18 protein-coding genes are annotated in these 25,094 nt (G+C 72.7%); 14 read left to right on the forward strand and 4 right to left on the reverse strand.

What is annotated here, in order from left to right; all coding sequences use genetic code 11:
- Nucleotides 1–4 precede the first annotated feature (4 nt).
- A complete protein-coding gene (locus IEW07_RS12595) occupies nucleotides 5–1,186 on the forward strand; it encodes a trans-sulfuration enzyme family protein (protein ID WP_188537745.1) in 1,182 nt (393 codons plus the stop codon).
- 9 nt (nucleotides 1,187–1,195) lie between these two features.
- Complete coding sequence (locus IEW07_RS12600; protein WP_229741826.1) at nucleotides 1,196–1,510, forward strand: DUF2516 family protein; 315 nt, start codon at nucleotides 1,196–1,198, stop codon at nucleotides 1,508–1,510.
- Nucleotides 1,511–1,519: 9 nt separating this feature from the next.
- Here IEW07_RS12600 and IEW07_RS12605 read toward each other — a convergent pair whose 3' ends face one another.
- Nucleotides 1,520–2,323, reverse strand: coding sequence for a class I SAM-dependent methyltransferase (locus IEW07_RS12605; protein ID WP_188537747.1), 804 nt, complete (start codon nucleotides 2,321–2,323; stop codon nucleotides 1,520–1,522).
- A 91-nt stretch (nucleotides 2,324–2,414) separates the two neighbouring features.
- Between IEW07_RS12605 and IEW07_RS12610 the strand changes: the two genes are divergently transcribed.
- Entirely contained in the window at nucleotides 2,415–3,173 is a 759-nt protein-coding gene (locus IEW07_RS12610) for a phosphoglyceromutase (protein ID WP_188537749.1), read from the forward strand.
- A 98-nt stretch (nucleotides 3,174–3,271) separates the two neighbouring features.
- On the opposite strand, the gene phoU is transcribed toward IEW07_RS12610, so the two are convergent.
- Complete coding sequence (gene phoU, locus IEW07_RS12615) at nucleotides 3,272–3,964, reverse strand: phosphate signaling complex protein PhoU (protein WP_188537751.1); 693 nt, start codon at nucleotides 3,962–3,964, stop codon at nucleotides 3,272–3,274.
- Between the two features lie 221 nt (nucleotides 3,965–4,185).
- Here phoU and IEW07_RS12620 point away from each other — a divergent pair, with 221 nt between their 5' ends.
- Entirely contained in the window at nucleotides 4,186–5,469 is a 1,284-nt protein-coding gene (locus IEW07_RS12620) for a sensor histidine kinase (protein WP_188537753.1), read from the forward strand.
- The gene (locus IEW07_RS12625; RefSeq protein ID WP_188537755.1) at nucleotides 5,466–6,146 is read left to right on the forward strand and encodes a winged helix-turn-helix domain-containing protein; all 681 of its coding nucleotides are present in this window, start codon (nucleotides 5,466–5,468) and stop codon (nucleotides 6,144–6,146) included. Before IEW07_RS12620 ends, IEW07_RS12625 begins: the two co-directional genes overlap by 4 nt.
- Before the next feature lie 76 nt (nucleotides 6,147–6,222).
- Here the strand turns inward: IEW07_RS12625 and IEW07_RS12630 are convergent, their stop codons facing one another.
- The gene (locus tag IEW07_RS12630; protein WP_188537757.1) at nucleotides 6,223–6,771 is read right to left on the reverse strand and encodes a hypothetical protein; all 549 of its coding nucleotides are present in this window, start codon (nucleotides 6,769–6,771) and stop codon (nucleotides 6,223–6,225) included.
- A gap of 153 nt (nucleotides 6,772–6,924) precedes the next feature.
- Here IEW07_RS12630 and IEW07_RS12635 point away from each other — a divergent pair, with 153 nt between their 5' ends.
- Genes IEW07_RS12635 through glgX form a run of 6 tightly spaced genes read left to right on the forward strand, consistent with a single transcriptional unit; the run spans nucleotide 6,925 to nucleotide 13,415 of the window.
- Nucleotides 6,925–7,407: a CarD family transcriptional regulator gene (locus IEW07_RS12635; RefSeq protein WP_047803020.1), complete on the forward strand. Its 483-nt coding sequence runs from the start codon at nucleotides 6,925–6,927 to the stop codon at nucleotides 7,405–7,407.
- Between the two features lie 7 nt (nucleotides 7,408–7,414).
- Nucleotides 7,415–8,236, forward strand: coding sequence for a 2-C-methyl-D-erythritol 4-phosphate cytidylyltransferase (gene ispD, locus IEW07_RS12640; protein WP_188537760.1), 822 nt, complete (start codon nucleotides 7,415–7,417; stop codon nucleotides 8,234–8,236).
- Entirely contained in the window at nucleotides 8,233–8,712 is a 480-nt protein-coding gene (ispF, locus tag IEW07_RS12645; RefSeq protein WP_188537762.1) for a 2-C-methyl-D-erythritol 2,4-cyclodiphosphate synthase, read from the forward strand. The genes ispD and ispF overlap by 4 nt, the downstream gene beginning before the upstream one ends.
- A 47-nt stretch (nucleotides 8,713–8,759) precedes the next feature.
- Nucleotides 8,760–10,190 carry a cysteine--tRNA ligase gene (gene cysS, locus IEW07_RS12650; protein WP_188537763.1) on the forward strand — a complete coding sequence of 477 codons (1,431 nt, stop codon included), beginning with the start codon at nucleotides 8,760–8,762 and terminating at the stop codon, nucleotides 10,188–10,190.
- A 47-nt stretch (nucleotides 10,191–10,237) separates the two neighbouring features.
- Nucleotides 10,238–11,209, forward strand: coding sequence for a 23S rRNA (guanosine(2251)-2'-O)-methyltransferase RlmB (rlmB, locus tag IEW07_RS12655; RefSeq protein WP_188537765.1), 972 nt, complete (start codon nucleotides 10,238–10,240; stop codon nucleotides 11,207–11,209).
- Complete coding sequence (gene glgX, locus IEW07_RS12660; protein ID WP_188537767.1) at nucleotides 11,196–13,415, forward strand: glycogen debranching protein GlgX; 2,220 nt, start codon at nucleotides 11,196–11,198, stop codon at nucleotides 13,413–13,415. Before rlmB ends, glgX begins: the two co-directional genes overlap by 14 nt.
- Nucleotides 13,416–13,555: 140 nt before the next feature.
- On the opposite strand, the gene glgP is transcribed toward glgX, so the two are convergent.
- On the reverse strand, nucleotides 13,556–16,153 hold the full coding sequence (gene glgP, locus IEW07_RS12665) for an alpha-glucan family phosphorylase (protein ID WP_188537769.1): 2,598 nt from the start codon (nucleotides 16,151–16,153) through the stop codon (nucleotides 13,556–13,558).
- Nucleotides 16,154–16,806: 653 nt separating this feature from the next.
- On the opposite strand from glgP, the gene IEW07_RS12670 reads away from it, so the two are divergent.
- From IEW07_RS12670 to glgB, 3 genes are all read left to right on the forward strand, one after another.
- Entirely contained in the window at nucleotides 16,807–18,795 is a 1,989-nt protein-coding gene (locus IEW07_RS12670) for an alpha-1,4-glucan--maltose-1-phosphate maltosyltransferase (RefSeq protein WP_371870230.1), read from the forward strand.
- 103 nt (nucleotides 18,796–18,898) lie between these two features.
- Nucleotides 18,899–20,668 carry a maltose alpha-D-glucosyltransferase gene (gene treS / locus IEW07_RS12675; protein ID WP_188537771.1) on the forward strand — a complete coding sequence of 590 codons (1,770 nt, stop codon included), beginning with the start codon at nucleotides 18,899–18,901 and terminating at the stop codon, nucleotides 20,666–20,668.
- A 54-nt stretch (nucleotides 20,669–20,722) separates the two neighbouring features.
- Nucleotides 20,723–24,631, forward strand: coding sequence for a 1,4-alpha-glucan branching protein GlgB (glgB, locus tag IEW07_RS12680; RefSeq protein ID WP_188537773.1), 3,909 nt, complete (start codon nucleotides 20,723–20,725; stop codon nucleotides 24,629–24,631).
- Nucleotides 24,632–25,094: the final 463 nt, after the last annotated feature.

Raw genomic sequence — 25,094 nt, forward strand, 5'->3', positions numbered from 1 at the left:
GGCCATGACTGCGCGATCCGAGGACCTCTCCGCCCACGCCCCGGCCCACGGCTCCGACGGGCTGCGCCCGGACACCGTGGTGGTGGCCGGCGGGCGGCCCGCCCCCGAGCACGACGCCCCGGTCGGGCCCTCGATCGTGCTGACCTCCACCTACCGGGGCTCCGGCGAGCCGCGCGACTCGGACCGCGCCTACGGCCGCTTCAGCAACCCCACCTGGGAGGACGTCGAGGGCGTCCTGGCGCGGCTGGAGTGCGCCCGGCTGCCCGCGCTGCTCTACGCGTCGGGGCTCGCGGCGATCGCCTCCGTCCTCTCCCTCGTCCCGGCCGGCGGGCGGCTGGTGATGCCCCGGCACAGCTACCAGGGCTCCCTGCAGCTGGCCGCCGACCTCGAGGCGCGGGGCCTGATCAGCGTGGTCACAGTGGACGTCGCCGACACCGACGAGGTCGTCGCGGCCCTCGACGCGGCGGACGTCCTGTGGCTGGAGAGCCCGACCAACCCCATGCTCGAGGTCGCGGACCTGCCCGTCCTCCTGGCCGCGGCCCGTGAGCGCGGCGTGCTCGCCTGCGTGGACAACACGTTCGCGACCCCGCTCGTCCAGCGCCCGCTCGAGCTCGGCGCGGACGTCGTCGTGCACTCCGTGACCAAGTACCTGGCGGGCCACTCCGACGTCGTGCTGGGCGCGGCCGTGACCTCGGACGCCGCCCTGCGGGGCCGGCTCCAGCAGCACCGCTCCCTGCACGGGGCGGTCCCCGGGCCCTTCGAGGCGTGGCTGGCGCTGCGCGGGATGCGCACGCTGGCGCTGCGGGTCGAGCGCTCCATGGCCTCGGCCGCGGAGCTCGCCCGCCGCCTGCAGGAGCACCCGGCCGTGCGGGAGGTCCGCTACCCGGGTCTGCCCGGGGACCCCGGCCACGCGCGGGCCGCCGCGCAGATGGACGGGTTCGGCTCCATCGTCGCGGTCGTCCCGTCCGGGGACGTCGCCGCGGTGGAGGCCGCGGTGGACGCCCTGCGGCTGTGGACGCCGGCGACCTCCCTGGGCGGCGTGGAGTCGCTCGTGGAGCGGCGGCGCCGCCACCACGAGGAGCCGCGCACCGTCCCCGAGACGCTGCTGCGGCTGTCGGTGGGGATCGAGAACGTCGAGGACCTGTGGGCGGACCTGGACCGCGCCCTGTCCGGGATCGACCGGTAGGCTGGCACCGTGAATCCTCCCCTGGTGTTCTACCTCGTGTACTGGATCGACCTCGCGCTGGCCCTGGTCGTCACGGGCCTCGCGGCATGGGCCTTCGTCGACTGCCTGACCAAGGCGCCGGTCCAGTTCCAGCGCGCCTTCAAGCGCACGAAGGGCTTCTGGCTCGCCCTGACGGGGGGTTCGCTCGTGGTCACGGCCCTCACCCTGCTGCTGGGCAGCCCCAGCCTGATCATCCTGCTCGTGGCGGGCACCGCCGTGGGGGTCTACCTCGCGGACGTCCGGCCGGCCGTGGGCCTGGAGTCCAAGGGGTCCAGCAGCTGGTGACCCGGGCGGTCAGGGGGCCACGGCCTCCCACCGCACCGTGACCTCCCCGAGCCGCCACCGGGCGGGCCCGTGCAGCACCGGCCAGCCCTGCTCCCGCACCGCCCGGCACGCCGCGATCCAGCGCTGGCGGTGACCGAAGGAGGCCAGGGGCGCGGCGGCCAGCCAGGCGGCGTCGAGCGCCGCCAGCCACGCGTGCACCCGCTCCCCCCGCACGTTGCGGTGGATCAGCACCTTGGGCAGCCGCTCCGCCACGTCCGAGGGGCGCTCGAACGCGCCCAGGCGGAGGGAGATCGTGAGGGTGCGCGGGCCGTCCCGGCCCACGTCCACCCAGGTCGCCCGGCGCCCGATCTCGTCGCACGTCCCGTCCACGAGCGCGCCGCCCGGCGCCAGGCGGGGCCGCACCATGTCCCACACGCCCACGACCTCCTCCGCCGGGTACTGGCGCAGCACGTTGAACGCGCGCACGAGCACGGGGGCGCGCCCGCCCGTCGGCAGCTCGAAGCCGCCCACCCGGAAGTCCAGCCCCGGACCCGCCAGGGGGCGGGCGGCGGCGACCCGCTGCGGGTCGATCTCGATGCCCAGCACGCGGACGTCCGGGCGCACGGCGCGCAGCCGGTCCCGCAGCTCGACCGCGGTGGTGGGGGAGGCCCCGAAGCCGAGGTCCACGACGAACGGGTCGTCGGCCCCGCGCAGGAGCGGGCCCAGCGGGCCGGTGAGGTAGCGGTCCACCCGGCGCAGCCGGTTCGGGTTGGTGGTGCCGCGGGTGACGACGCCCACGGGGCGGGCGGGGCGGGTCAGGAGCAGGCTGGGCACGGGGCACCACTGTACCGAAACGGCCGCGACACGTGCCCGTCCGGTGCGCGCCGCTGCCCCCGGCCCCGCGGCCGGATGGAAGAATGGCCCCATGGCTACCGAAGAAGCACCGTACAAGCTCGTCCTGCTCCGCCACGGGCAGTCCGACTGGAACGAGAAGAACCTGTTCACCGGGTGGGTGGACGTCGACCTCACCGAGAAGGGCCGGGAGGAGGCCGTCCGCGGCGGCGAGCTGCTCGTGGAGAAGGGGATCGCCCCGGACGTCCTGCACACCTCCCTGCTGCGCCGGGCGATCACCACCGCGCACCTGGCCCTCGACCGGGCGGACCGGCACTGGATCCCCGTGAAGCGGTCGTGGCGGCTCAACGAGCGCCACTACGGCGCGCTGCAGGGCAAGGACAAGACCCAGGTCCGCGACGAGTACGGGGACGACCAGTTCATGGTGTGGCGGCGCTCCTACGACGTCCCGCCGCCCGCGCTGGAGGACTCGTCCGAGTTCTCGCAGGCCGGCGACCCCCGCTACGCGGACGTGCAGCACCCCCCGCGCACGGAGTGCCTCAAGGACGTGCTCGAGCGGTTCATGCCCTACTGGGAGTACGAGATCCTGCCCGACCTGCGGGCCGGGAAGACCGTGCTGATCGCGGCGCACGGCAACTCGCTGCGCGCGCTCGTGAAGCACCTGGACCGGATCTCGGACGACGACATCGCCGCCCTCAACATCCCCACCGGCATCCCGCTCTACTACGAGCTGGACCGGAACTTCCGCCCCGTGGTCGAGGGCGGCACCTACCTCGACCCCGAGGCCGCGGCCAGCTCCATCCGGGCCGTCGCCAACCAGGGCAAGAAGTAGCCCGCACCCCGCGACACGGACGACGGCGGGCCGGCACCGAGGAGGTGCCGGCCCGCCGTCGTCGCTGCCGGGGAGGTCCCGGGAGAGTCCCGGGACGCTCAGGCGTCGGTGCCGATGTGCCCGTGGCCGGTCGGGTGGTCGCTGCTCGCGGCGACCCAGTCCCCGGTCACCAGGTAGGAGACCTTGCGGGTCACGGAGACGCCGTGGTCGCCGATCCGCTCCAGGTAGCGGGAGCACAGGGTGACGTCCACGGCTGTGGGCACCGAGGAGCTCCAGTCGGGGGCGGCGAGGGCGTCGAAGACCGACTGGTGCAGGGTGTTGATCTCGCTCTTGAGCGCGTAGATGTCCTCGGCCAGGGACAGGTCCCGGGTCGCGAGGACCTGGATGACCCGCTCCACGATCTGCAGGTCCAGGTCGATCATCCGGGTGAAGGTCTCCACGAGGGGCTCGGGGATGACCGGCTCCGGGTAGCGCAGCCGGACCAGCTGGGCCAGGTGGCGCGCCAGGTCGCCCATGCGCTCGAGCGAGGCGCTCATCCGCAGGGCGCCCACGATCATGCGCAGGTCCGAGGCCACCGGGCTCTGCAGGGCCAGGATGTCGATGGAGCGTTCGTCGAGGTCGTTCTGCAGGAAGTCGATCCGGGCGTCGTTGGAGATGACCTCCTCGGCGAGCTGGATGTCGGCGTTGAACAGGGCGTCCTTCGACTTCTCGAGGGCCTCGCGCACGAGGGTCGCGATCTGGATGAGCTCCTCGCCGACCTGGTGGAGCTCTGCCTGGAATACCTTGCGCACGGATGGGTCCTTTCGAGATGCGGCGACGTCCTCGGCGCCCGCGGCCCGGGCGGCCCACGGAGGGGGACGGGTGACGAGAGGGACGGACGCGGGGGCGCCTGCCACCACCGTCACAGCCGGGGATGAACTTTCGATCATCCTAGGGTGAACGTTGGCCGAACCCGTAGACCGTGACGCCCCGTGCGGGTCCCGGCGCCCCGCGGTGTGCCTAAGCTTGGTCCGTGAGTGCAACTGCCATCGCGGTCATCGCGGGTCTGATCGGCTTCGCCCTGGGCCTGAGCGGACTGTTCGCCCTGGGGCTCAGCGGGCGCCGGCGCAGCGCCCGCGCCGACATCGAGGAGCCCACCCTGCCCGACGGCGCCGCCGACGTGCTCTCCGTGATCGGGCGCGCCTACGTGGTGGTCGACGGCGTCGACGGCGTGGTCCGCGCCTCTCCCGCGGCCTACGCGTTCGGCCTGGTCCGGGGGCACACCGTGGCGCACGAGCAGATGCTGGAGATGATCCACCGGGCCCGCCGCAGCGGCGTGATCGAGGAGCGGCGGGTGGAGCTGAGCCGCGGCCCGTTCCAGACGGGCACCGTGGTGCTCGACGTCCGGGTGGCACCCATCGCCGAGGAGTACATCCTGCTGCTCGCCGACGACCAGACGGAGATCGTGCGGGCCCAGTCGATCCGCAACGACTTCGTGGCCAACGTCTCGCACGAGCTCAAGACCCCCGTGGGCGCGATCGGCCTGCTCGCCGAGGCCATCGAGGGCGCCGCGGAGGACGAGGACGCGGTGCGCCACTTCGCGGCCCGCCTGCACAAGGAGTCCGCCCGGCTGACGGCGCTGGTCCAGGACATCATCGAGCTCTCCCGGCTCCAGGGCGCCGACGTCGTGACCGAGGGCCGGGCCGTGGACCTGAACCGGGTGATCAGCGACGCGGTGGACCGCAACCGCTTCCCCGCGGAGAGCAAGGGCATCGACATCGTGGTGGGCGGGCGCGTCACCCGCCCCGTCTTCGGCGACGCCGACCTGCTGATCACCGCGCTGCGCAACCTGGTCGACAACGCCGTGCGCTACTCCCCGGAGGGCACCCGCGTGGGCGTCGGCGTCCGGGAGCGGGACGGCATGGCCCAGATCTCGGTCACCGACCAGGGCCCGGGCATCCCCGAGGACGAGCAGGACCGGATCTTCGAGCGCTTCTACCGGGTGGACACCGCCCGCTCCCGGCAGACGGGCGGCACCGGCCTGGGCCTGAGCATCGTCAAGCACGTCATGTCCCAGCACGGCGGCGAGGTCTCCGTCTGGTCCCAGCCGGGCCGCGGCTCCACCTTCACCCTCAGCATCCCCCAGCTCGAGGACCCCGACGACGTCGCCGAGCCCGGTGCCGAGGGGACCTCGCGGACCCCCGGCCTGCCCGGCCCGGCGTCCACGACCCCCGCGGAGCCGGCCTCCGCGGAGCAGACCACGACCCCACGGCCCGCCCTCGCGGCGCGGGCCCGGACCACGGAGGACCCACAGTGACCCGCATCCTGATCGTCGAGGACGAGGAGTCCCTCAGCGACCCCCTGGCCTATCTGCTCGGGAAGGAGGGTTTCGAGGTCGACGTCGTGGACAACGGTCTCGACGCGGTGACGGAGTTCGACCGGACGGGGGCCGACCTGCTGCTGCTGGACCTCATGCTGCCCGGCCAGTCCGGCACGGAGGTGTGCCGGCAGGTGCGGCAGCGATCCTCCGTGCCGATCATCATGCTCACCGCCAAGGACGCGGAGATCGACAAGGTCGTCGGCCTCGAGCTCGGCGCGGACGACTACGTCACCAAGCCCTACTCCTCCCGCGAGCTGGTGGCCCGCATCCGCGCGGTGCTGCGCCGGCAGGGAGAGCCCGAGGAGCTCGTCTCGGCCACCGTGCAGGCCGGGCCGGTGCGGATGGACATCGAGCGCCACGTGGTGAGCGTCAACGGCGAGCAGGTGGCCATGCCCCTGAAGGAGTTCGAGCTCCTCGAGATGCTCCTGCGCAACGCCGGGCGCGTGCTGACCCGCGGCCAGCTCATCGACCGGGTGTGGGGCTCGGACTACGTGGGGGACACGAAGACCCTCGACGTCCACGTCAAGCGCCTGCGCTCCAAGATCGAGCCGGACCCCTCCTCCCCGCGCCACCTGGTGACGGTGCGGGGGCTGGGCTACAAGTTCGAGCCCTGAGCCGACGGTGTCCCGGAGACGGGCCGGGCCCGGAACCCCGAGGGGTTCCGGGCCCGGCCCGCGTTCGGTCCGGCGGTCAGTGGCCGCTCTCCTGCCCCACGTGCTCCTCGACGGGCTTGGGGGTGTTGGACGGGTTGGCCGGGGTCGTGGGGGCGCCGCCGGGCACGAACTCGGCGTAGCGCGGGTAGGTGTGGTCCATCACGGGCACCGAGGAGCGCACGGACTCGCCCGCGGCGGTGAACTCGGTCTCGACCATCAGGCCCGGCTCGGCGCCGGCGCGGTCCAGGACCACGGGCTCGGCCTCCTCCAGCTCCACGGAGCCGTTGGCGGGGACCTGCACCTCGGCGGTCGCGCCGTCGGCGTCCACGGTCACCGTGACCTCCTGGTCGCCGTTGTTGACGACGGTGCCGAGCACGCGGCCCTGCTCCTCGGCGCCGGTGGCCACGATGAGCACGTTGCGCAGGTCCACGTCGCCGAGCTGCTCCACGATGCCGTCCGCCGGCGAGTAGGCCGTGGTCGTGGCCTGGTCGTTGATGTACCCGCAGCCGGTGGCGGACAACAGGGCGGCCACGGCGGCGGCAGTCAGGCCTGCGCGCTTCAGCTTGGTGCGGGCGGCATTCTTCACGGCGCGTACTCCTCGGGAGCTCAGGGTGATGTCCCGGCCAGCTTATCCGTTTGCCGACGGATCGTCCGCATCGACGGGCCGGGGGTCCCGTGGGCGCGGCCGGGCGAACCCTACACCATGTTAGAATGGGAGTTCTGAAAGGGGTATTTCCATATGGTTTTTGAGGTTGGCGAGACGGTTGTCTACCCGCACCACGGCGCGGCGACCATCGAGGAGATCAAGACCCGCACCATCAAGGGCGAGGAGAAGATGTATCTCAAGCTCAAGGTGACCCAGGGCGATCTGGTGATCGAGGTCCCCGCTGAGAACGTCGATCTCGTGGGCGTGCGCGACGTCGTCGACGAGGACGGACTCAAGAAGGTCATCTCGGTCCTGCAGGCGAAGGACACCGAGGAGGCCAGCAACTGGTCCCGGCGCTACAAGGCCAACCTGGAGAAGCTCGCCTCGGGCGACGTCCTGAAGGTCGCGGAGGTCGTGCGCGACCTCTGGCGCCGCGACCGGGACCGCGGGCTCTCGGCGGGGGAGAAGCGGATGCTCACCAAGGCCCGCCAGATCCTCACCTCCGAGCTCGCGCTCGCCAAGAAGATCGACGAGGAAGAGGCCGAGAAGCGCCTCGACGACATCCTGGCGTCCTGACGCTCCGGTGACCCGCAGCGGACGACGGTCCACCACGACGGCGAACCCACCCCCCAGGGGTGGGTTCGCCGTCGTCGTCGTGGCCGCGGGGTCCGGCACGCGGCTGGGGCACGGGATCCCCAAGGCTCTCGTCCCGCTCGCCGGGCGCCCGCTGCTCGAGCACGCGCTGCGGGGCATCGGGGACTCCGGCGTCGCCGACCTCGTCCTCGTCACCGTCCCCGCCGGGGACACGGCGCTGGCCGCGATCGCCCGCGCCCACGGCGCCCGGCCCGTCGTGGGCGGCGCCTCCCGCGCGGAGTCCGTGCGCCGGGCGCTGGCAGCCCTGGGGGACGACGGTCCCGCCCCCGCCGGGGTGCTCGTCCACGACGCCGCGCGCTGCCTCACCCCGCCCGCGGTCTTCCGCACCGTGGCCGAGCACGTCCGCGGCGGCGCCCGCGCCGTCGTGCCCGTGCTGCCCGTGGTGGACACCGTCCGCCGGGTCGACGACGCCGGGCGCTCGCTCGGGACCGTCGACCGCACCGCGCTGCGTGCGGTGCAGACCCCGCAGGGCTTCGACCTCGCTCTGCTCCGTGCCGTGGACGCCGCCGCGCAGGCCGCCGGCACCGACCCGGAGACGGTCACCGACGACGCCTCGCTCGTGGAGGCCCACGCCCCGGAGGTCGCCGTGCTCACGGTCCCCGGCCACGAGCACGCGTTCAAGGTCACCCGTCCCCTCGACCTCGTCCTCGCCGAGGCGGTGCTGCGCGAGCGCGCCGCCGGAACTCCTGCCACCGCAGGTCCCGACCCCGACCGCCCTGCCCCCGACCCCCGAGGAGCGCCGCACCCGTGATCCTGCCCCGCACCGGCATCGCCGTGGATGTCCACGCCTTCGGGCCCGAGGGCACACCCCTGTGGGTGGCCGGGCTGGAGTGGCCGGGGGAGACCGGCCTCGCCGGGCACTCCGACGGGGACGTCGTGGCCCACGCCGCCGCCGACGCCCTGTTCTCCGCCGCCGGCACCGGCGACCTCGGCTCCAACTTCGGCGTCGACCGGCCCGAGATGGCCGGCGCCTCCGGGGTGCGGATCCTCGCCGAGGCGGCCCGGATCGTGCGGGAGGCCGGCTTCGAGATCGGCAACGTCGCGGTCCAGCTGATCGGGCAGCGCCCGCGCTTCGCGCCGCGCCGGGCGGAGGCCGAGGCCGTGCTCACCGCCGCGGCCGGGGCCCCCGTGACGGTCAGCGCCACCACCACCGACCACCTGGGCTTCCCCGGCCGCGGCGAGGGCCTCGCGGCGGTCGCCACCGCCCTGGTGGTGCCCCGGGCCTGAGCCGCGCGCCCCGGGGGCGGGCACGGCCCGCCCCTATGATGGGACGTGTGACTCTGCGCTTCTACGACACCGCGACCGCCTCCGTCCGGGACTTCGAACCCGTCCACCCCGGTGAGGCCCGGCTGTACTACTGCGGCGCCACCGTCCAGGGGATGCCCCACATCGGGCACGTGCGCTCGGCCCTCGTCTTCGACCAGCTCTCGCGGTGGCTGGCCTTCCGGGGCCTCAGGGTCACCACGGTGCGCAACGTCACCGACATCGACGACAAGATCCTCGCCAACTCCGCGGACTCCTTCGCCCCCGACTACCGCGGGGACCACCCGCGGGAGGAGTGGTGGGCGCTCGCCTACCGGTTCGAGCAGGCCTTCAACGCCGCCTACGACGCCATCGGCATCGACCGCCCCACCTACGAGCCGCGCGCCACGGGCCACGTGCCCGAGATGCACGCCCTCATCCGCACCCTGGTCGACGCCGGCCACGCCTACCCCGCCCTCGACGGGTCGGGGGACGTCTACTTCGACGTCCGCTCCTGGGAGCGCTACGGCGAGCTCACCCACCAGGCGGTCGAGGACATGCAGGCCGCCCCCGACGCCGACCCGCGCGGCAAGCGCGACCCCCGGGACTTCGCCCTCTGGAAGGGCCACAAGGAGGGGGAGCCCGAGACCGCCCGCTGGGAGTCGCCGTGGGGCGCCGGCCGCCCGGGCTGGCACCTCGAGTGCTCGGCGATGGCCGGGAAGTACCTCGGGGACCGCTTCGACATCCACGGCGGCGGACTGGACCTGCGGTTCCCGCACCACGAGAACGAGCTCGCGCAGTCCGCGGCGGCCGGGCAGGGGTTCGCCGGCTTCTGGCTGCACAACGGGCTGGTCACCTACGAGGGCGAGAAGATGTCCAAGTCCGTGGGCAACACCGTCTCCCCGGCGCAGATGCTCGAGCAGGCCCGCCCGCTCGCCGTGCGCTACTACCTGGGCCAGGCCCACTACCGCTCGGTCCTGGACTACCGGCCCACGTCCCTGGCCGAGGCCACCGCGGCCGTCGAGCGGGTCGAGTCCTTCCTCCGCGCCGCGGCGGAGTCCGGCCTCGACCTCGTCTGGACCGCCGGGGACGTGCCGCAGGGCTTCCAGGACGCCATGGACGACGACCTCAACGTGCCCCAGGCGCTGGCTGTCCTGCACGAGACCGTCCGCGCCGGCAACACCGCGCTCGCGGCCGGCGAGGACGCCTCCGCCCCCGCCCGCGCCGTGCGGGCCATGACCGAGGTGCTGGGCCTGGCCGGGCTGATGGACCTGGGCGGCGCGAGCGGCAACGCCGCGGAGCACGCGGCCCTCGACGCGCTCGTGCGCTCCCTGCTGGCCCAGCGCGAGCAGGCGCGCGCGGCCAAGAACTGGGCCCGGGCCGACGCCCTCCGCGACGAGCTGGCGGCCGCCGGCGTCGTGGTCCGGGACGGCGCGGACGGCTCCGCCTGGTCCGTCGCCTGAGCCCGGCACCCCCGAACGACATCCACCACCACCGAACAGAGGTTCCCATGGCAGCCCCCAAGCGTCCCGGCGCGATCCGCAAGAACAAGAAGGGCCCCCTCGTCGGCACCGGCGGGCACGGCCGCAAGGCGCTCGAGGGCAAGGGCCCCACGCCGAAGGCCGAGGACCGCCCGTACCACAAGGCGCACAAGATGAAGAAGGCCGCCGAGCGCCGGCAGACCACCCAGAGCGGGCGCTCCCGCGGCCACAGCCGGGTGCACGAGGACCTCGTGACCGGGCGCAACTCCGTGCTCGAGGCCCTGCGCTCGGAGATCCCCGCGAAGGCGCTCTACGCCGCCAGCCGGATCGACGTCGACGACCGCGTGCGGGAGATCCTGCAGCTGTGCGCCCAGCAGGGGATCACGGTCCTGGAGGCCTCGAAGGGCGAGCTGGACCGGCTCACGAGCGACGCCGTGCACCAGGGCGTGGCCTTGCAGGTCCCGCCCTACGAGTACCGGGACTCCGTCGACACCGCCCGCAAGCTCATGGTCCAGTGGGAGAAGCGGCACATCACCCGCCCGCCCCTGCTGGTCGCCCTCGACGGGATCACCGACCCGCGCAACCTCGGCGCCATCATCCGCAGCGTCTCCGCGTTCAGCGGCAACGCCGTGATCGTCCCCGAGCGCCGCTCCGTGGGCGTGACGGCCTCCGCCTGGAAGACCAGCGCCGGCGCGGCCGCCCGCGTGCCCGTGACGAAGGCCGCGAACCTCAACCGCACGCTCGAGGAGCTCAAGGGCATGGGGTACTTCGTGGTGGGCCTCGACGGCGGCGGGGAGGTCAGCCTCCCCGGCCTCGAGCTCGCCACCGAGCCGCTCGTGATCGTGGTGGGCTCTGAGGGCAAGGGCCTGTCCCGCCTCGTCATGGAGAACTGCGACCAGATCGTCTCCATCCCCATCGACTCCACCATGGAGTCCCTCAACGCCTCCATGGCGGTCGGCATCACGCTGTACGAGGTCTCCCGACGCCGTGCTGGTTCCTGAGCCCCGGCGCCAGGACACCGGCCGTCCGTACGTGTCCAACCCGTACCCGCTCGGCGTGCACCCCTCGACGGAGCGGGACGGCAGCGCGAACGTGGCGGTCTACGCTCCCGGCGTGCCGGACCTGGACATCGTCTTCCGCCGGCCCGGGGGGACGTGGCAGCGCCGCCGGCTGACCGGGCGCACCGGCGGCGTCCACCACGGGACGATCCCCCCGGCCGAGCAGCAGCTGCTCTCGGAGACCGGCTACCGGTACCTGCTCCACCGGGACGAGGCCCCCGCGCTGCCCGTGGGCACCGAGTACGGGTTCGTGCCGGCCGACTCGTCCGTGGCGGCGCGCCGGCGCTCCCCGGACCCCACCGACCGGCAGATCCTGCTGGACCCCTACGGCAAGGGCCTGCGCCGCGTGGCCCCGCCCGACGACGTCGTGGACCCCGGCCCGGACGCCTACGGGGGCCGCTACGTCTCCGTCGTCGTCCAGCAGGACTTCGACTGGGACGACGACCGGCCGCCGGCCACGCCCTGGCGGGACACCGTCATCTACGAGGCCCACGTCAAGGGGCTCACGATCCAGCACCCGGACATCCCGCACGAGCTGCGCGGCACCTACGCCGGCCTGGCCCACCCGGTGATGCTCGGCTACCTCACGTCCCTGGGCGTCACCGCCGTCGAGCTGCTCCCCGTCCACGCCCACCTGGACGAGCGCCACCTCACCGAGAAGGGCCTGACCAACTACTGGGGCTACAACACCCTGGGCTTCTTCGCCCCGCACACCGGGTACGCGACCGCCGCCGCCCGGACCAAGGGCCCCCAGGCCGTCCTGGACGAGTTCAGGACGATGGTGCGGGAGCTGCACCGGGCCGGGCTCGAGGTCTACCTCGACGTCGTCTACAACCACACGGCCGAGGGCGGCAAGGACGAGCCCGCCTACTGCTGGCGCGGCCTCGGGGACGAGGCGTACTACCGGCACGGGGACGACGGCCGCTACGTCGACGTCACCGGGTGCGGCAACTCCGTGAACTTCGGCAACCCCCGCGTGGTGCAGATGGCCCTCGACTCCCTGCGCTACTGGGTCGAGCGCTGCCACGTGGACGGCTTCCGCTTCGACCTCGCCCCCGAGCTGGCCCGGGACGAGCGCCACCGCTTCACCCGCAACCACCCCTTCCTCGTGGCCGCCAACGCGGACCGGGACCTCTTCGGCGTGAAGCTCATCGCCGAGCCCTGGGACGTGGGCATGGGCGGGTGGCAGACCGGGCACTTCCCCGAGGGCTGGGCCGACTGGAACGACCGCTTCCGGGACACGGTGCGCGACTTCTGGCTCACGGGCCCCCGCAGCATGAGCCTGGGCGGGGACGGCGGCAACGCGTCCCGCATCGCCGGGGCGCTCGCCGGCTCCGCGGACATGTTCGCGCACTCGGGGCGCACTGCGCTCGCGTCCGTGAACTTCGTGACCGCCCACGACGGCTTCACCCTGGCCGACCTCGTGTCCTACGACAACAAGCACAACCAGGCGAACCGGGAGCGGAACCGGGACGGCACCAGCGACAACCACTCCTGGAACCACGGTCTCGAGGGCCGGGCGCGGGACGCCCGGATCCGCGCCGACCGGGCGCAGACGGCCCGCAACCTCATGGCCACGCTGCTCTTCTCCCAGGGCGTGCCCATGATCACGGCCGGCGACGAGATCGGCCGCACCCAGCAGGGCAACAACAACGCCTACTGCCAGGACAACGAGCTGTCCTGGGTGGACTGGCACCTCGCCCCGGCCGCCCGGGCCATGCTCTCCGCCACGCAGGAGCTGATCGGCGTGCGCCGGGAGTTCCTCGCCGGGCAGCCCTCGCACTTCCCGACCCGCCCGGACGAGGTGCTCATGCACTGGTTCGGCCCCGGGGGGACGCCCATGACGGCCGCCGACTGGCAGGCCGCCGGGTCCCGCACCATCCAGGTGCTGCTCGGCTCCCGCGGCGGGCGGATCGCCGGGCTGATGGTCGTCAACGGGGCGAGCGGGGACATGGCGATCACCTTCCCGTCCCTCACCGGGCTGGTCCCCCCGGACGAGGACGGCCACGTCCTCGAGAAGGTGGGCGGGATCTTCTCCCTGGTGCACAGCACCGCGTCGGTGCTGCACGGCCGCTACGGCGCCCGGTTCCGCTCCGGCCAGGCGCAGGGCGTCCCGGCCAACTCGGTGAGCCTCTTCCGGGTGCTCTGACACCGGGTGCTCTGATCCCGGGTGCTCCGACACCGGGCGTTCTGACACCTGGCGCGCCGGGCCCTCCCGGGGCCGGCGCGCAGCGCAGGAGGGGCCGCACCCGTGTCGACGGGTGCGGCCCCTCCTGCGCCGTCCGGGGCTCAGGCGTTGACCACGAGTCCCAGCTCGGCCTTGTCCGCGAGCAGCGGGTGGTGCGGGAGCACGCGGACCGTGTAGCCGAAGGGGCCGGAGCGGTCGATCGTGATCGCGCCGCAGAACTTGTAGCGGCCTCCGCCCAGGTCCTCGGTGGCGGTCAGCCCCGCGTACTTGCGCTCGTGGATGTGGTCGGTCTCGGACACCCGGCCGTAGCCGACCTGCGCCTCGACGTCCTCGGGCGTCAGCGAGCCCAGGGAGACGTAGGCGCACACGGTGATCTCGTCGCCGATCTGCGGCTCCTGCTCCACGCCCTCGGCGTCGACGTGCTCCACGGCCACCTGCCCCCACCCCTGGCGGACGCGCCCCACCCAGCGGGACTTGGTGCGGGCCCCGGTGTAGCCGTCCCGGGCTGCCCGGCGCCCGGAGACGGCGGCGGGGACGTAGAGCGCCCGCACGTAGTCCTCGACCATGCGCTTGGCCGAGACGCGCGGTCCCAGGGTGGCCAGGGTGTGCTTGACCATGGCCAGCCACTGGTGGGGGATCCCGTCCGTGCTCGGATCGGAGCCGTCCGCGGCCTCGCCGTAGAAGCGGGGGGCGACGTGGTTCTCGATCAGCTCGTAGAGCGCGGAGGCCTCGATGTCGTCGCGCTCGTCCGGGTGCGCGCCCTCGTCCGCGGTGGGGATCGCCCAGCCGTTCTGGCCGTCGTACATCTCGTCCCACCAGCCGTCGAGCACCGACAGGTTCAGCCCGCCGTTGAGCGCCGCCTTCATGCCCGAGGTCCCGCAGGCCTCGAGGGGACGCAGCGGGTTGTTGAGCCAGACGTCGCAGCCGGGGAACAGGGTCCGGGCCATGGCGATGTCGTAGTTGGGCAGGAAGACGATCCGGTGGCGGACCTCCGGGTCGTCCGTGAAACGGACGAGGTCCTGGATCATCCGCTTGCCCTGCTCGTCGGCGGGGTGGGACTTGCCCGCCACCACGAGCTGCACGGGCCGCTCGGGGTCCAGCAGGATCTTCTTGAGCCGCTGCGGGTCGCGCAGCATGAGGGTCAGGCGCTTGTAGGTGGGCACGCGGCGGGCGAAGCCGATCGTGAGCACGTCCGGGTCGAGGACGGTGTCCGTCCAGCCGAGCTCGGCGTCGGCCGCCCCGCGCTTCTTCCAGGACGCGCGCAGGCGGGCGCGGACGTCCCGGACCAGCCGGGCGCGCAGCTCGCGGCGCACCGCCCAGAGCTGGGCGTCGTCGGCGTCGTAGACCTTCCGCCAGCGCGCGGCCCGGTTCAGGTCGCTGCCCTGCGGGTCGAGGGCCAGCTCGGCGACGAGGGGATCGATCCAGGTCATGACGTGCACGCCGTTGGTGATGGACCCGATCGGCACCTCGTCGTTGTCGAAACCGCACCACAGGCCCTGGAACATGTCACGGGAGACCTTGCCGTGCAGCTTGGCCACCCCGTTGGCGCGCTGGGCGAGGCGCAGGCCCATGACCGCCATGTTGAACTTCGCGCGGTCGCCGCCGTCGTAGTCCTCCGTTCCCAGGGCCAGGATGTTGGCCGTCGGCACGGACGGGGCGAGCCCGGCGTTGAAGAAGTGCTCGATCTGGGAGCGCTCGAAGCGGTCGATGCCGGCCGGCACCGGGGTGTGGGTCGTGAACACCGTCGCGGAGCGCACGGCGGTGAGGGCCTCCTCCCACGTCATGGGCTCCGTGCCGTCGACCGGCTCCATGAGCTCGGCGATCCGCTCGATGCCCAGGAAACCGGCGTGGCCCTCGTTGCAGTGGAAGACCTCGGGGTCGGGCGTGCCGGTCAGCCGGGAGAACACGCGCAGCGCGCGGACCCCGCCCATCCCGAGCAGCAGCTCCTGCTGGAGCCGGTGGTCCCCGCCGCCGCCGTAGAGCCGGTCGGTGACGTTGCGGGCGTGGTCGTCGTTGTCCGCGATGTCCGAGTCGAGGAGCAGGAGGGGGACGCGCCCGACGTCGGCCCGCCAGATCTGCGCGGACAGGGACCGGCCGTTGGGCAGGGGCAGGGTCACCCGGGCCGGGGTGCCGTCCTCCTCCCGCAGGAGGGTCAGCGGCATCCCGTCCGGGTCGAGGACCGGGTAGGTCTCCTGCTGCCACGCGTCGCGGGAGAGGGACTGCTTGAAGTACCCGTGCTGGTAGAACAGGCCGACGCCGACCACGGGCACGCCCAGGTCCGAGGCGCTCTTCAGGTGGTCCCCGGCGAGGATGCCGAGACCGCCGGAGTACTGGGGCAGGACCGAGGTGATGCCGTACTCGGCGGAGAAGTAGGCGATGCTCCGCGGCCCGTCCGGGGACTGCGTCTGCTGGTACCACAGGGCGTCGCCGAGGTAGTGGTCGAGGTCCGCGTCGAGCTCCTCGATGCGCCGGACCATGTCCGGGTCGTCGGCGATCTGCTGGATCTCCTCGCGGGTGAGGGAGCCGAGCAGCTTCACCGGGTCCCCGTGGACCGTCTCCCAGGCCTGCGGGTTGAGATCGGCGAACAGCTGTTCGGTGGGTCGGTGCCAGGACCAGCGGAGGTTCTTCGCCAGCCGGCTCAGAGGGGCGATGGACTCCGGCAGCACGGTGCGCACGGTGAATCTACGGATTGCCTTCACGCCGTCAGACTACCGGTGCGGGCGGCGGTGGGAAGGGGGTCGACGCGCCCGCGGAATCCGTGGAACACGGTTGGACAGTCGGCTTAACGATCCGGGTGTTTGTCGCTAACGTGGGGCAGGTGAGCCAAGCCAACACCACGCCCCCGACCGACCCGGCCTCGAGCCCGGCCGGACCGCCGTCCCGTACCCGTTCGACGAAGCCCACCGCCGAGCCTGTCGTGCCCGGCCCGGAGGCCGAGGCCGCCGCGGCTCCCGCCGGGCAGCCCGCGCCCAAGGCACCCGCCCGGCGCAGGTCCTCCAGCACGCGGAAGACCGCCGCCGAGGCCGTGGCCGCCGAGACCGGCACGGCCGCCGAGAGCGCCCTCGCCGCCGCGGCGGACGCAGGCGCGGCGGACGCCGGCGCGGCCCCCGCCGGGAAGGCCCCCGCCAAGCGGGCCACGACGCGCCGGGCCTCGGCCGCCACCACGAAGACCGCCTCCACGCCCGCCCCGAAGACCACCACGAGGACCTCGACCGCGAAGGCAGCCGCCCCGAAGGCCTCCCCGGCGGCGAGCACCGCCCGGAAGACCACCGGGACGCGCAGGGCCCCCGCCCGCAAGAAGACCGGCGCCGCGTTCTCCCGCGAGGGGCTGGTCTACGGCCGGATCCCGATCGTGGACGTGAGCCCGGTCGTCGAGGACGGGCGCTTCCCCGCCAAGGCCCTCCCGGGCGAGTCGATCCGCGCGGGCGCCACCGTGTTCCGCGAGGGCCACGACGCCCTGGGCGTGACCGCGGTGCTCTACGACCCGCAGGGCGCCGAGGCCGAGCGCGTCCCCATGCGGCTGCTCACGCCCGGCACGGACCGGTACGAGGCGTGGCTGACCCCGACCTCGGAGGGCGCCTGGACGTTCGCCGTCGAGGGCTGGGGAGACCTCTACGAGACCTGGCGGCACGCCGCCGAGATCAAGGTCGGCGTGGGCCAGGACGTCGAGCTGATGATGGACGAGGGCGTGCTGCTCTTCGACCGGGCCGCCGCCGAGGAGGGGCGCCCGGAGTCCGACGTCGAGCTGTTCCGCAGCGTCTCCCGCACCCTCGGCAACCGCGACCTGCCCGCCGACCACCGGCTCGAGGCCGGGGTCTCCGCCGAGGTCCTGGCCGCCGTGGCCGAGCGCCCGGTGCGCGACCTCGTGAGCGAGAGCCGCCGCTACCCGCTGAAGGTCGAGCGCGCCGCCGCCGGCCGCGGGTCCTGGTACGAGTTCTTCCCGCGCTCCGAGGGCGCCGTCCGCGACGCCGAGACCGGGACCTGGACCTCCGGCACCTTCCGGACCGCCGCCGAGCGCCTCGAGGGCGTCGCCGCCATGGGCTTCGACGTCATCTACCTGCCGCCGATCCACCCGATCGGCCGGGCCCACCGCAAGGGGCCCAACAACACCCTCGTGGCCGGTCCGCATGACCCCGGCTCCCCGTGGGCCATCGGCGCCCCCGAGGGCGGGCACGACGCCATCCACCCGGACCTGGGCTCGTTCGAGGACTTCGACGCGTTCGTGGCCCGGGCGCAGGGCCTCGGGCTCGAGGTGGCCCTGGACCTCGCGCTGCAGGCGTCCCCGGACCACCCCTGGGTCACCGCGCACCCCGAGTGGTTCACCACCCGCGCCGACGGCTCCATCGCGTACGCGGAGAACCCCCCGAAGAAGTACCAGGACATCTACCCGCTCAACTTCGACAACGACCCCGAGGGCCTGTCCCTGGAGGTGCTGCGGATCGTCGAGCTGTGGATCTCCCACGGGGTCAAGATCTTCCGCGTGGACAACCCGCACACCAAGCCCCTGTGGTTCTGGGAGTGGCTGATCGGGACGGTCAACGCCAAGCACCCCGAGGTCGTGTTCCTCGCCGAGGCGTTCACCCGCCCCGCCATGATGCAGGGCCTCGCCCGCGTGGGCTTCCAGCAGTCCTACTCCTACTTCACCTGGCGCAACACCAAGCTGGAGATCGAGGAGTACCTGCACGAGGTCAGCCACGAGACCAGCGCAGTCTACCGGCCGAACTTCTTCGTCAACACCCCGGACATCCTCACCGAGTACCTCCAGTTCGGGGGACCGGCGGCGTTCAAGGTGCGCGCCGTGCTCGCGGCGACCGGCTCCCCGCTGTGGGGCGTCTACGCGGGCTACGAGCTCTACGAGCACGTGGCGCGGCCCGGCGCCGAGGAGTACCTCGACAACGAGAAGTACGAGTACCGCCCGCGCGACTTCGCCGGGGCCGAGGCCCGCGGCGCGTCCCTGGCCCCGTACCTGACGCGGCTCAACGAGATCCGCCGCACCCACGCGGCCCTGGGCGACCTGCAGAACCTCACGGTGCAGTCCACGTCCGACGACGCGCTCGTCGCGTACTCGAAGACGAAGACGGTCCGCGACGGGGACGGGACCCGCAAGGACACGGTCATCGTGGTCGTCAACGTGGACACGCACGCGGTCCGGGAGGGCACCGTCTGGCTGGACCTCGCGTCGCTGGACCTGGACGACGCCGACTTCAACGAGGACGGCAGCTTCTGGGTCGACGACCTGCTCACCGGCGACTCCTGGAAGTGGGGCACGCACAACTACGTGCGCCTCGACCCGCACTACGAGCCGGCCCACGTCCTGCACGTCCGGCGCAACGTCAAGTAGGGGCTCCCGCCCCGTCGGGGGGCCCTCCTGGACTGCCCGTCCGGGAGGGCCCCCTCCCCGCACCGACCCTCCGCCCGCCCGCTCCGAAAGGCAGCTCCTCCGCATGAGCACCTCGCCGTTCTCGCTCAACGCCCCCGGCATCTCCCACGACCCCGACTGGTTCCGCAAAGCGGTGTTCTACGAGGTGCTCGTCCGGGCGTTCTCCGACGCCAACGGCGACGGGTCCGGGGACTTCTCCGGCCTGATCGACAAGCTGGACTACCTGCAGTGGCTGGGCATCGACTGCCTGTGGATCCCGCCGTTCTACGAGTCCCCGCTGCGCGACGGCGGCTACGACATCTCGGACTACTACTCGGTCCTGGACGAGTTCGGCACGATCAGCGACTTCAAGCGCCTCGTGGCCGAGGCCCACGCCCGCGGCCTGAGGGTGATCACCGACCTGCCGCTGAACCACACCAGCGACCAGCACCCGTGGTTCCAGGCGTCCCGCGAGGACCCGGAGGGGCCGTACGGCGACTTCTACGTGTGGTCCGACACCGACGAGCTGTACCAGGACGCCCGCATCATCTTCGTGGACACGGAGGAGTCGAACTGGACCTTCGACCCGATCCGGCGGCAGTTCTTCTGGCACCGCTTCTTCTCGCACCAGCCGGACCTCAACTTCGACAACCCGGACGTGGTCGAGGCCGTGTTCGACGTCGTGAAGTTCTGGCTCGACATGGGCATCGACGGCTTCCGCGCCGACGCCATCCCGTACCTCATCGAGGAGGACGGCACGAACTGCGAGAACCTCCCCGGCACCCACGACTTCCTGGTGAAGCTCCGCGCCATGGTCGACAAGGAGTACCCCGGGCGCGTCATCGTCGCCGAGGCGAACCAGATGCCGCACGAGGTCGTGGAGTACTTCGGGACCGAGCAGGACCCCGAGTGCCACATGTGCTTCCACTTCCCGATCATGCCGCGGATCTTCTACGCGCTGCGGGACCAGAAGGCCGCGCCCATCGTCGAGACCATGCACGAGACCCCGGACATCCCGCGCGGCACCCAGTGGGGCACGTTCCTGCGCAACCACGACGAGCTGACCCTCGAGATGGTGACCACCGAGGAGCGCCAGGCCATGCTCGGCTGGTACGCCCCGGACTCCCGCATGCGCGCCAACGTCGGCATCCGCCGCCGGCTCGCCCCGCTGCTGGACAACTCGCGTGCCGAGCTCGAGCTCATCCACGCCCTGCTGCTGTCCCTGCCGGGCAGCCCGTTCCTGTACTACGGGGACGAGATCGGCATGGGCGACAACATCTGGCTCGACGACCGCGACGCCTCCCGCACGCCGATGCAGTGGACCCCCGACCGCAACGCCGGGTTCTCCAAGGCGGACCCCGGCAAGCTGTACCTGCCGGTCGTCCAGTCGCTGGTCTACCACTACAACCAGGTCAACGTGGAGGCGCAGCTGGCGTCGTCGTCGTCCCTGCTGCACTGGATGCGCCAGATGCTGGCGGTGCGCAAGGCGCACCCCGCGTTCGGCCTGGGCTCCTACGTCAACGTCGAGACGGACCACGACTCCGTGCTCGCGTTCCTGCGCGTGCTGCCCGACGAGGAGACCGACGACGGCCGCGGCGAGACCGTGCTGTGCCTGTTCAACCTGGCCCACACCCCTGCCTGCGCACGGGTCCGGCTGCCCCAGTTCGCGGGCCGCGGGCTGCGCGAGCTCTTCGGCGGGGACCTGTTCGGGGAGATCGACGAGGCCGGCGAGTACCGCATCACCCTCGGCAGCCAGGACTTCTTCTGGCTGCGGCTGCGGGCGGCCGCCCGCGACGACGGCACGGCCCCGCAGACCACCGCCCTGCCGATCATCAGCACGACCAAGGCGTCCTGAGCGTCCCGCTCGTCACCGGCCACCTCCGCCCCCGCCCCGGAAGGACCTGATCACATGACCGACCAGCACTCCGAGGAGCTCCTCGACCTCCTGCGCCGGTGGCTGCCCCGCCAGCGCTGGTTCCCCTTCGCCGGGGCGGGCGGCGGCACGTCCCTGCGGGTCGTCGCGCAGCTCGTCCTGCCGCCCGGCCCGGCGCCCGCGGCCGCGTACGTGGAGGCCCGGATCCTCCTGGTGGAGGCGGCCGAGGGCGAGCGCGCGGAGCTCCTGCAGGTGCCGCTGACGCTGCGCGCCGAGCCCCTGGCCGGGGCCGATCGCTTCCTGGTCGGGGAGCTCGAGGCCGCCGCGGTGGCGGGGGAGCCCGACGCCACTGAGGAGGACCCCGCGCCCCGGCGCGCGGCGCGCTTCCTGCGGGAGCGGGCGACGCGGGCCGGCCGGGCCGTGGCCCAGCGCACGGGCCTGCCCGCGCCCGGGGCCGGCGGCGCCGGGCCGTGGGTCTACGACGGGGTCGGCGATCCCGTCCTGGTGGGGGCGGCCCTCGCGCTGATGCAGCAGGACACCGCCGCCGGAGGCCCCCTGGGCCTGTCGGTCACGGGCGCCCACGGCGACGCCCTCCGCGTGCCGTGGGCGGTCGAGGGCGCCGAGCAGGTGCGGGTGATCTCCAGCGAGCAGTCCAACTCCTCCGTGATCCTCGTCCCGCCCGCCGGCACGGCCGACGCGGACGCGGTGATCGTGAAGTTCTTCCGCGTCGTGGGCGAGGGCCGCAACCCGGACGTCGAGGTGGGCCGTGAGCTCACCGCGCTCGGCTGCCCGGCGGTGCCGCGCACCTTCGGGTGGCTCGACGCCCGCTGGCGCTCCGGGCTGAGCGCCCACGAGGGGCAGCTGGCCGTGGCCACCGAGTTCCTGGCCGGCTCCGCCGACGCGTGGGCCCGCGCGGTCGACGCCGGCGGGCGCGGCGAGGACTTCTCCGCGCAGGCGCTGGAGCTGGGCCGCACCACCGCCCGCGTCCACCGGGACCTGGCGCTCGCCTTCGGCGCCGAGGCCCCCGACGACGACGCCCGCTCCCGCCTGCTCGAGGACCTCGGCCGGCGCCTCCGGTGGGCGCGCACGGAGACGGGTGACCTCTTCGCGGACCGGGCCGCCGAGCTCGACGCCCTGCTGGAGTCCCTGGACGACGTCGCGGAGCTGCCCGAGCTGCAGCGCATCCACGGCGACTACCACCTGGGCCAGGTCCTGCAGGCCGCCGACGGCGCGTTCAAGGTCCTGGACTTCGAGGGCGAGCCGCTGCGGCCCATCGAGGAGCGCACGCGCCCGGACGTCGCCCTGCGCGACGTCGTGGGGATGCTGCGCTCCTTCGACTACGCCGCGGCGTTCGCCGCACGGGCGGGCGCCCCGGATGCCGAGGACTGGGGCCGGCGCACGAGCGAGTCCTTCCTCGAGGGCTACGAGGAGGTCGCCGGCCACGCCGTGGACCTCGACTCGCCGCTGTTCCTCGCCCTGTGGCTCGACAAGGCGCTCTACGAGGTCGTCTACGAGCAGCGCAACAGGCCCGACTGGGTCGAGGTCCCCGCCGCGGCGGTGCGTCGTTCACTGGACGGCCTGCGGTCGCGTAGCGTGAACACAGAACCCGCCGGCGCGGTCCCCGCGGCCGGCGCCGACCACGACGACGACAGCTCCCGGACCGCGCAGCTCCCGGTCCCGGGAACGGAGATCGAGGACGAAGTGACCGCCAGCACCCCGCAGGATCGACCCGCCGGAGCCACGCCGAGCGCTCCCGCCGCAGGCCCCGTCCCGGTGCCCGAGCACGTGCTGGCCGCCGTGTCCGAGGGCCGCCACCACAACCCCCACGGCGTGCTCGGGGCGCACCCGAACCCGGACGGCACCGTCACCGTGCGCACGCTGCGCCGGTTCGCGACCGGTGTCGCCGCGGTCACCGCGGACGGCAGCTTCGAGCTCGAGCACGAGTGGGGCGGCATCTTCACCGGGGTGGTCCCCGCGACCGAACCCGGCCGGATCCCGGACTACCGCCTCGACGTCACGTACCGCGGCCAGGAGCCGCAGCGCTGCGACGACCCCTACCGGTTCGCCCCGACCCTGGGGGAACTGGACCTGCACCTCATCGGGGAGGGCCGGCACGAGACGCTGTGGACCGTCCTCGGCGCGCACGTGCAGCGCTACCCCTCGGCGCTGGGGGACGTCACCGGCGTGAGCTTCGCCGTGTGGGCCCCCAACGCCCAGGCCGTGCGCGTCATCGGCGACTTCAACGGCTGGGACGGCACCGAGCACGCCATGCGCTCCCTGGGCGCCTCCGGCGTGTGGGAGCTGTTCGTCCCGGGCCTGGAGTCCGGAGCCACCTACAAGTTCCGGCTCCTGGGCCGCGACGGCGGCTGGCGCGAGCGGGCCGACCCCATGGCCTTCGGCACCGAGGTCCCGCCGTCCACCGCGTCGCGCGTTTTCGAGTCCACGTACGAGTTCCAGGACGACGAGTGGATGGCCAAGCGGTCCCGCACGGACCCGCACAACTCCCCGATGAGCGTCTACGAGATGCACATCGGCTCGTGGCGCATGGGTCTCGGCTACAAGGACCTGGCCAAGGAGCTCGTGGAGTACCTCACCTGGCAGGGCTTCACCCACGTGGAGTTCATGCCCGTCGCGGAGCACCCGTTCGGCGGGTCCTGGGGCTACCAGGTCACGTCCTACTACGCGCCGTCCTCCCGGTTCGGCAGCCCGGACGAGTTCCGCTACCTGGTCGACAAGCTCCACCAGGCCGGCATCGGCGTCCTCGTCGACTGGGTGCCCGGCCACTTCCCGAAGGACGAGTGGGCCCTGGCCCGCTTCGACGGGGAGTCCCTGTACGAGCACGCGGACCCGCGCCGCGGCGAGCACAAGGACTGGGGCACCCTGATCTTCGACTACGGCCGCAACGAGGTGCGCAACTTCCTGGTCGCCAACGCCTCCTACTGGCTCGAGGAGTTCCACGTCGACGGCCTGCGCGTGGACGCGGTCGCGTCGATGCTCTACCTGGACTACTCGCGCAACGAGGGGGAGTGGGAGCCGAACGTCTTCGGCGGCCGCGAGAACCTCGAAGCGATCGCCTTCCTCAAGGAGGCCACCGCCACCGCCTACAAGCGGACGCCGGGGATCGTGATGATCGCGGAGGAGTCGACCTCCTTCCCGGGGGTCACCAAGCCCACGGACGCCGGCGGGCTCGGCTTCGGCCTGAAGTGGAACATGGGCTGGATGAACGACACCCTCGAGTACATGGCCGAGGACCCGATCAACCGGCACTACCACCACAACAAGCTCACGTTCTCGATGGTGTACGCCTTCTCCGAGAACTTCATGCTCCCGATCTCCCACGACGAGGTCGTCTACGGCAAGGGCTCCCTGCTGCGCAAGATGCCCGGGGACCGGTGGCAGCAGCTCGCCAACGTCCGCGCCTACCTGGCCTACATGTGGGCGCACCCGGGCAAGCAGCTGATCTTCATGGGCACCGAATACGCCCAGGAGTCCGAGTGGTCCCAGGAGCACGGGCTCGACTGGTGGCTGTCCGAGACCCCGCCGCACAAGGGTGTCCAGGAGCTGGTCCGCACCCTCAACACCATCTACCGCGAGACGCCCCCGCTGTACGAGCGGGACAACAACCCCGCCGGCTTCGAGTGGATCGACGCCGGGGACGCCGGACGCAACACGCTGTCCTTCACCCGGTGGGACGAGCAGGGCAACCCGCTCGTGTGCGTCGCCAACTTCGCCGGCAACCCGCACGAGAACTTCCGCCTGGGCCTGCCGTGGGCAGGGGAGTGGGTCGAGGTGCTCAACACGGACTCCGAGCTCTTCGGCGGGTCCGGGGTGGGCAACCTCGGCAAGGTCGTCGCGACCGAGGGCGCGCACAACGGCAAGCCGGCCTCCGTGGAGCTGACCGTCCCGCCCCTCGCGGTGCTCTACCTCAAGCCCGTCGAGGACTGACCGGCGCCGGTCGCCGTCCGGGCACGGTGACCGACCGGGAAAGGCCCGGATCTCCAGGGATCCGGGCCTTTCCCATTCCCGGTGTCCGGAGGGCCGACGCCGCCGGGTTGCACGGCCCCGGAAAAAGGAGTAGCTTCATCCAAGTCGTCGCGACGAGGAACTCCTCCGGGAGGGACCACGGGACGGCATCCCACACGAACGGTCTCCGCCGAGCAGCCAGCGAGTTGCACGGAATCCGGACAGTGCTAGGGTGGGAGATTGTGAGCTTCGCCGGAGGGCGGCGCCGTCACGATCCGGTAACCGAGTGTTCACCGGAGATTGACCGGCCCGACACCAGGGCGTATAGTTGCAGAGCAATCCGGAAGCAAGGCGTCCCAGCGGGACGCGCTGACCGGCCTGTTGTTTGAGAACTCAATAGTGTGCCATGTTTGTTGATACCAAATTTTTGTTTGGTTGAATTGGC

It is taken from the genome of Kocuria dechangensis (assembly GCF_014636775.1).
In the GTDB taxonomy this organism is placed as follows: Bacteria; Actinomycetota; Actinomycetes; order Actinomycetales; family Micrococcaceae; genus Kocuria; species Kocuria dechangensis.

What these genes read in the sequence shown, in the direction of transcription:
- IEW07_RS12635 (WP_047803020.1), top strand. Translation starts at nt 6,925, where the DNA reads ATGGTTTTTGAGGTTGGCGAGACGGTTGTCTACCCGCACCACGGCGCG.
- glgB (WP_188537773.1), top strand. Translation starts at nt 20,723, where the DNA reads ATGACCGACCAGCACTCCGAGGAGCTCCTCGACCTCCTGCGCCGGTGG.
- IEW07_RS12610 (WP_188537749.1), top strand. Translation starts at nt 2,415, where the DNA reads ATGGCTACCGAAGAAGCACCGTACAAGCTCGTCCTGCTCCGCCACGGG.
- treS (WP_188537771.1), top strand. Translation starts at nt 18,899, where the DNA reads ATGAGCACCTCGCCGTTCTCGCTCAACGCCCCCGGCATCTCCCACGAC.
- IEW07_RS12595 (WP_188537745.1), top strand. Translation starts at nt 5, where the DNA reads ATGACTGCGCGATCCGAGGACCTCTCCGCCCACGCCCCGGCCCACGGC.
- rlmB (WP_188537765.1), top strand. Translation starts at nt 10,238, where the DNA reads ATGGCAGCCCCCAAGCGTCCCGGCGCGATCCGCAAGAACAAGAAGGGC.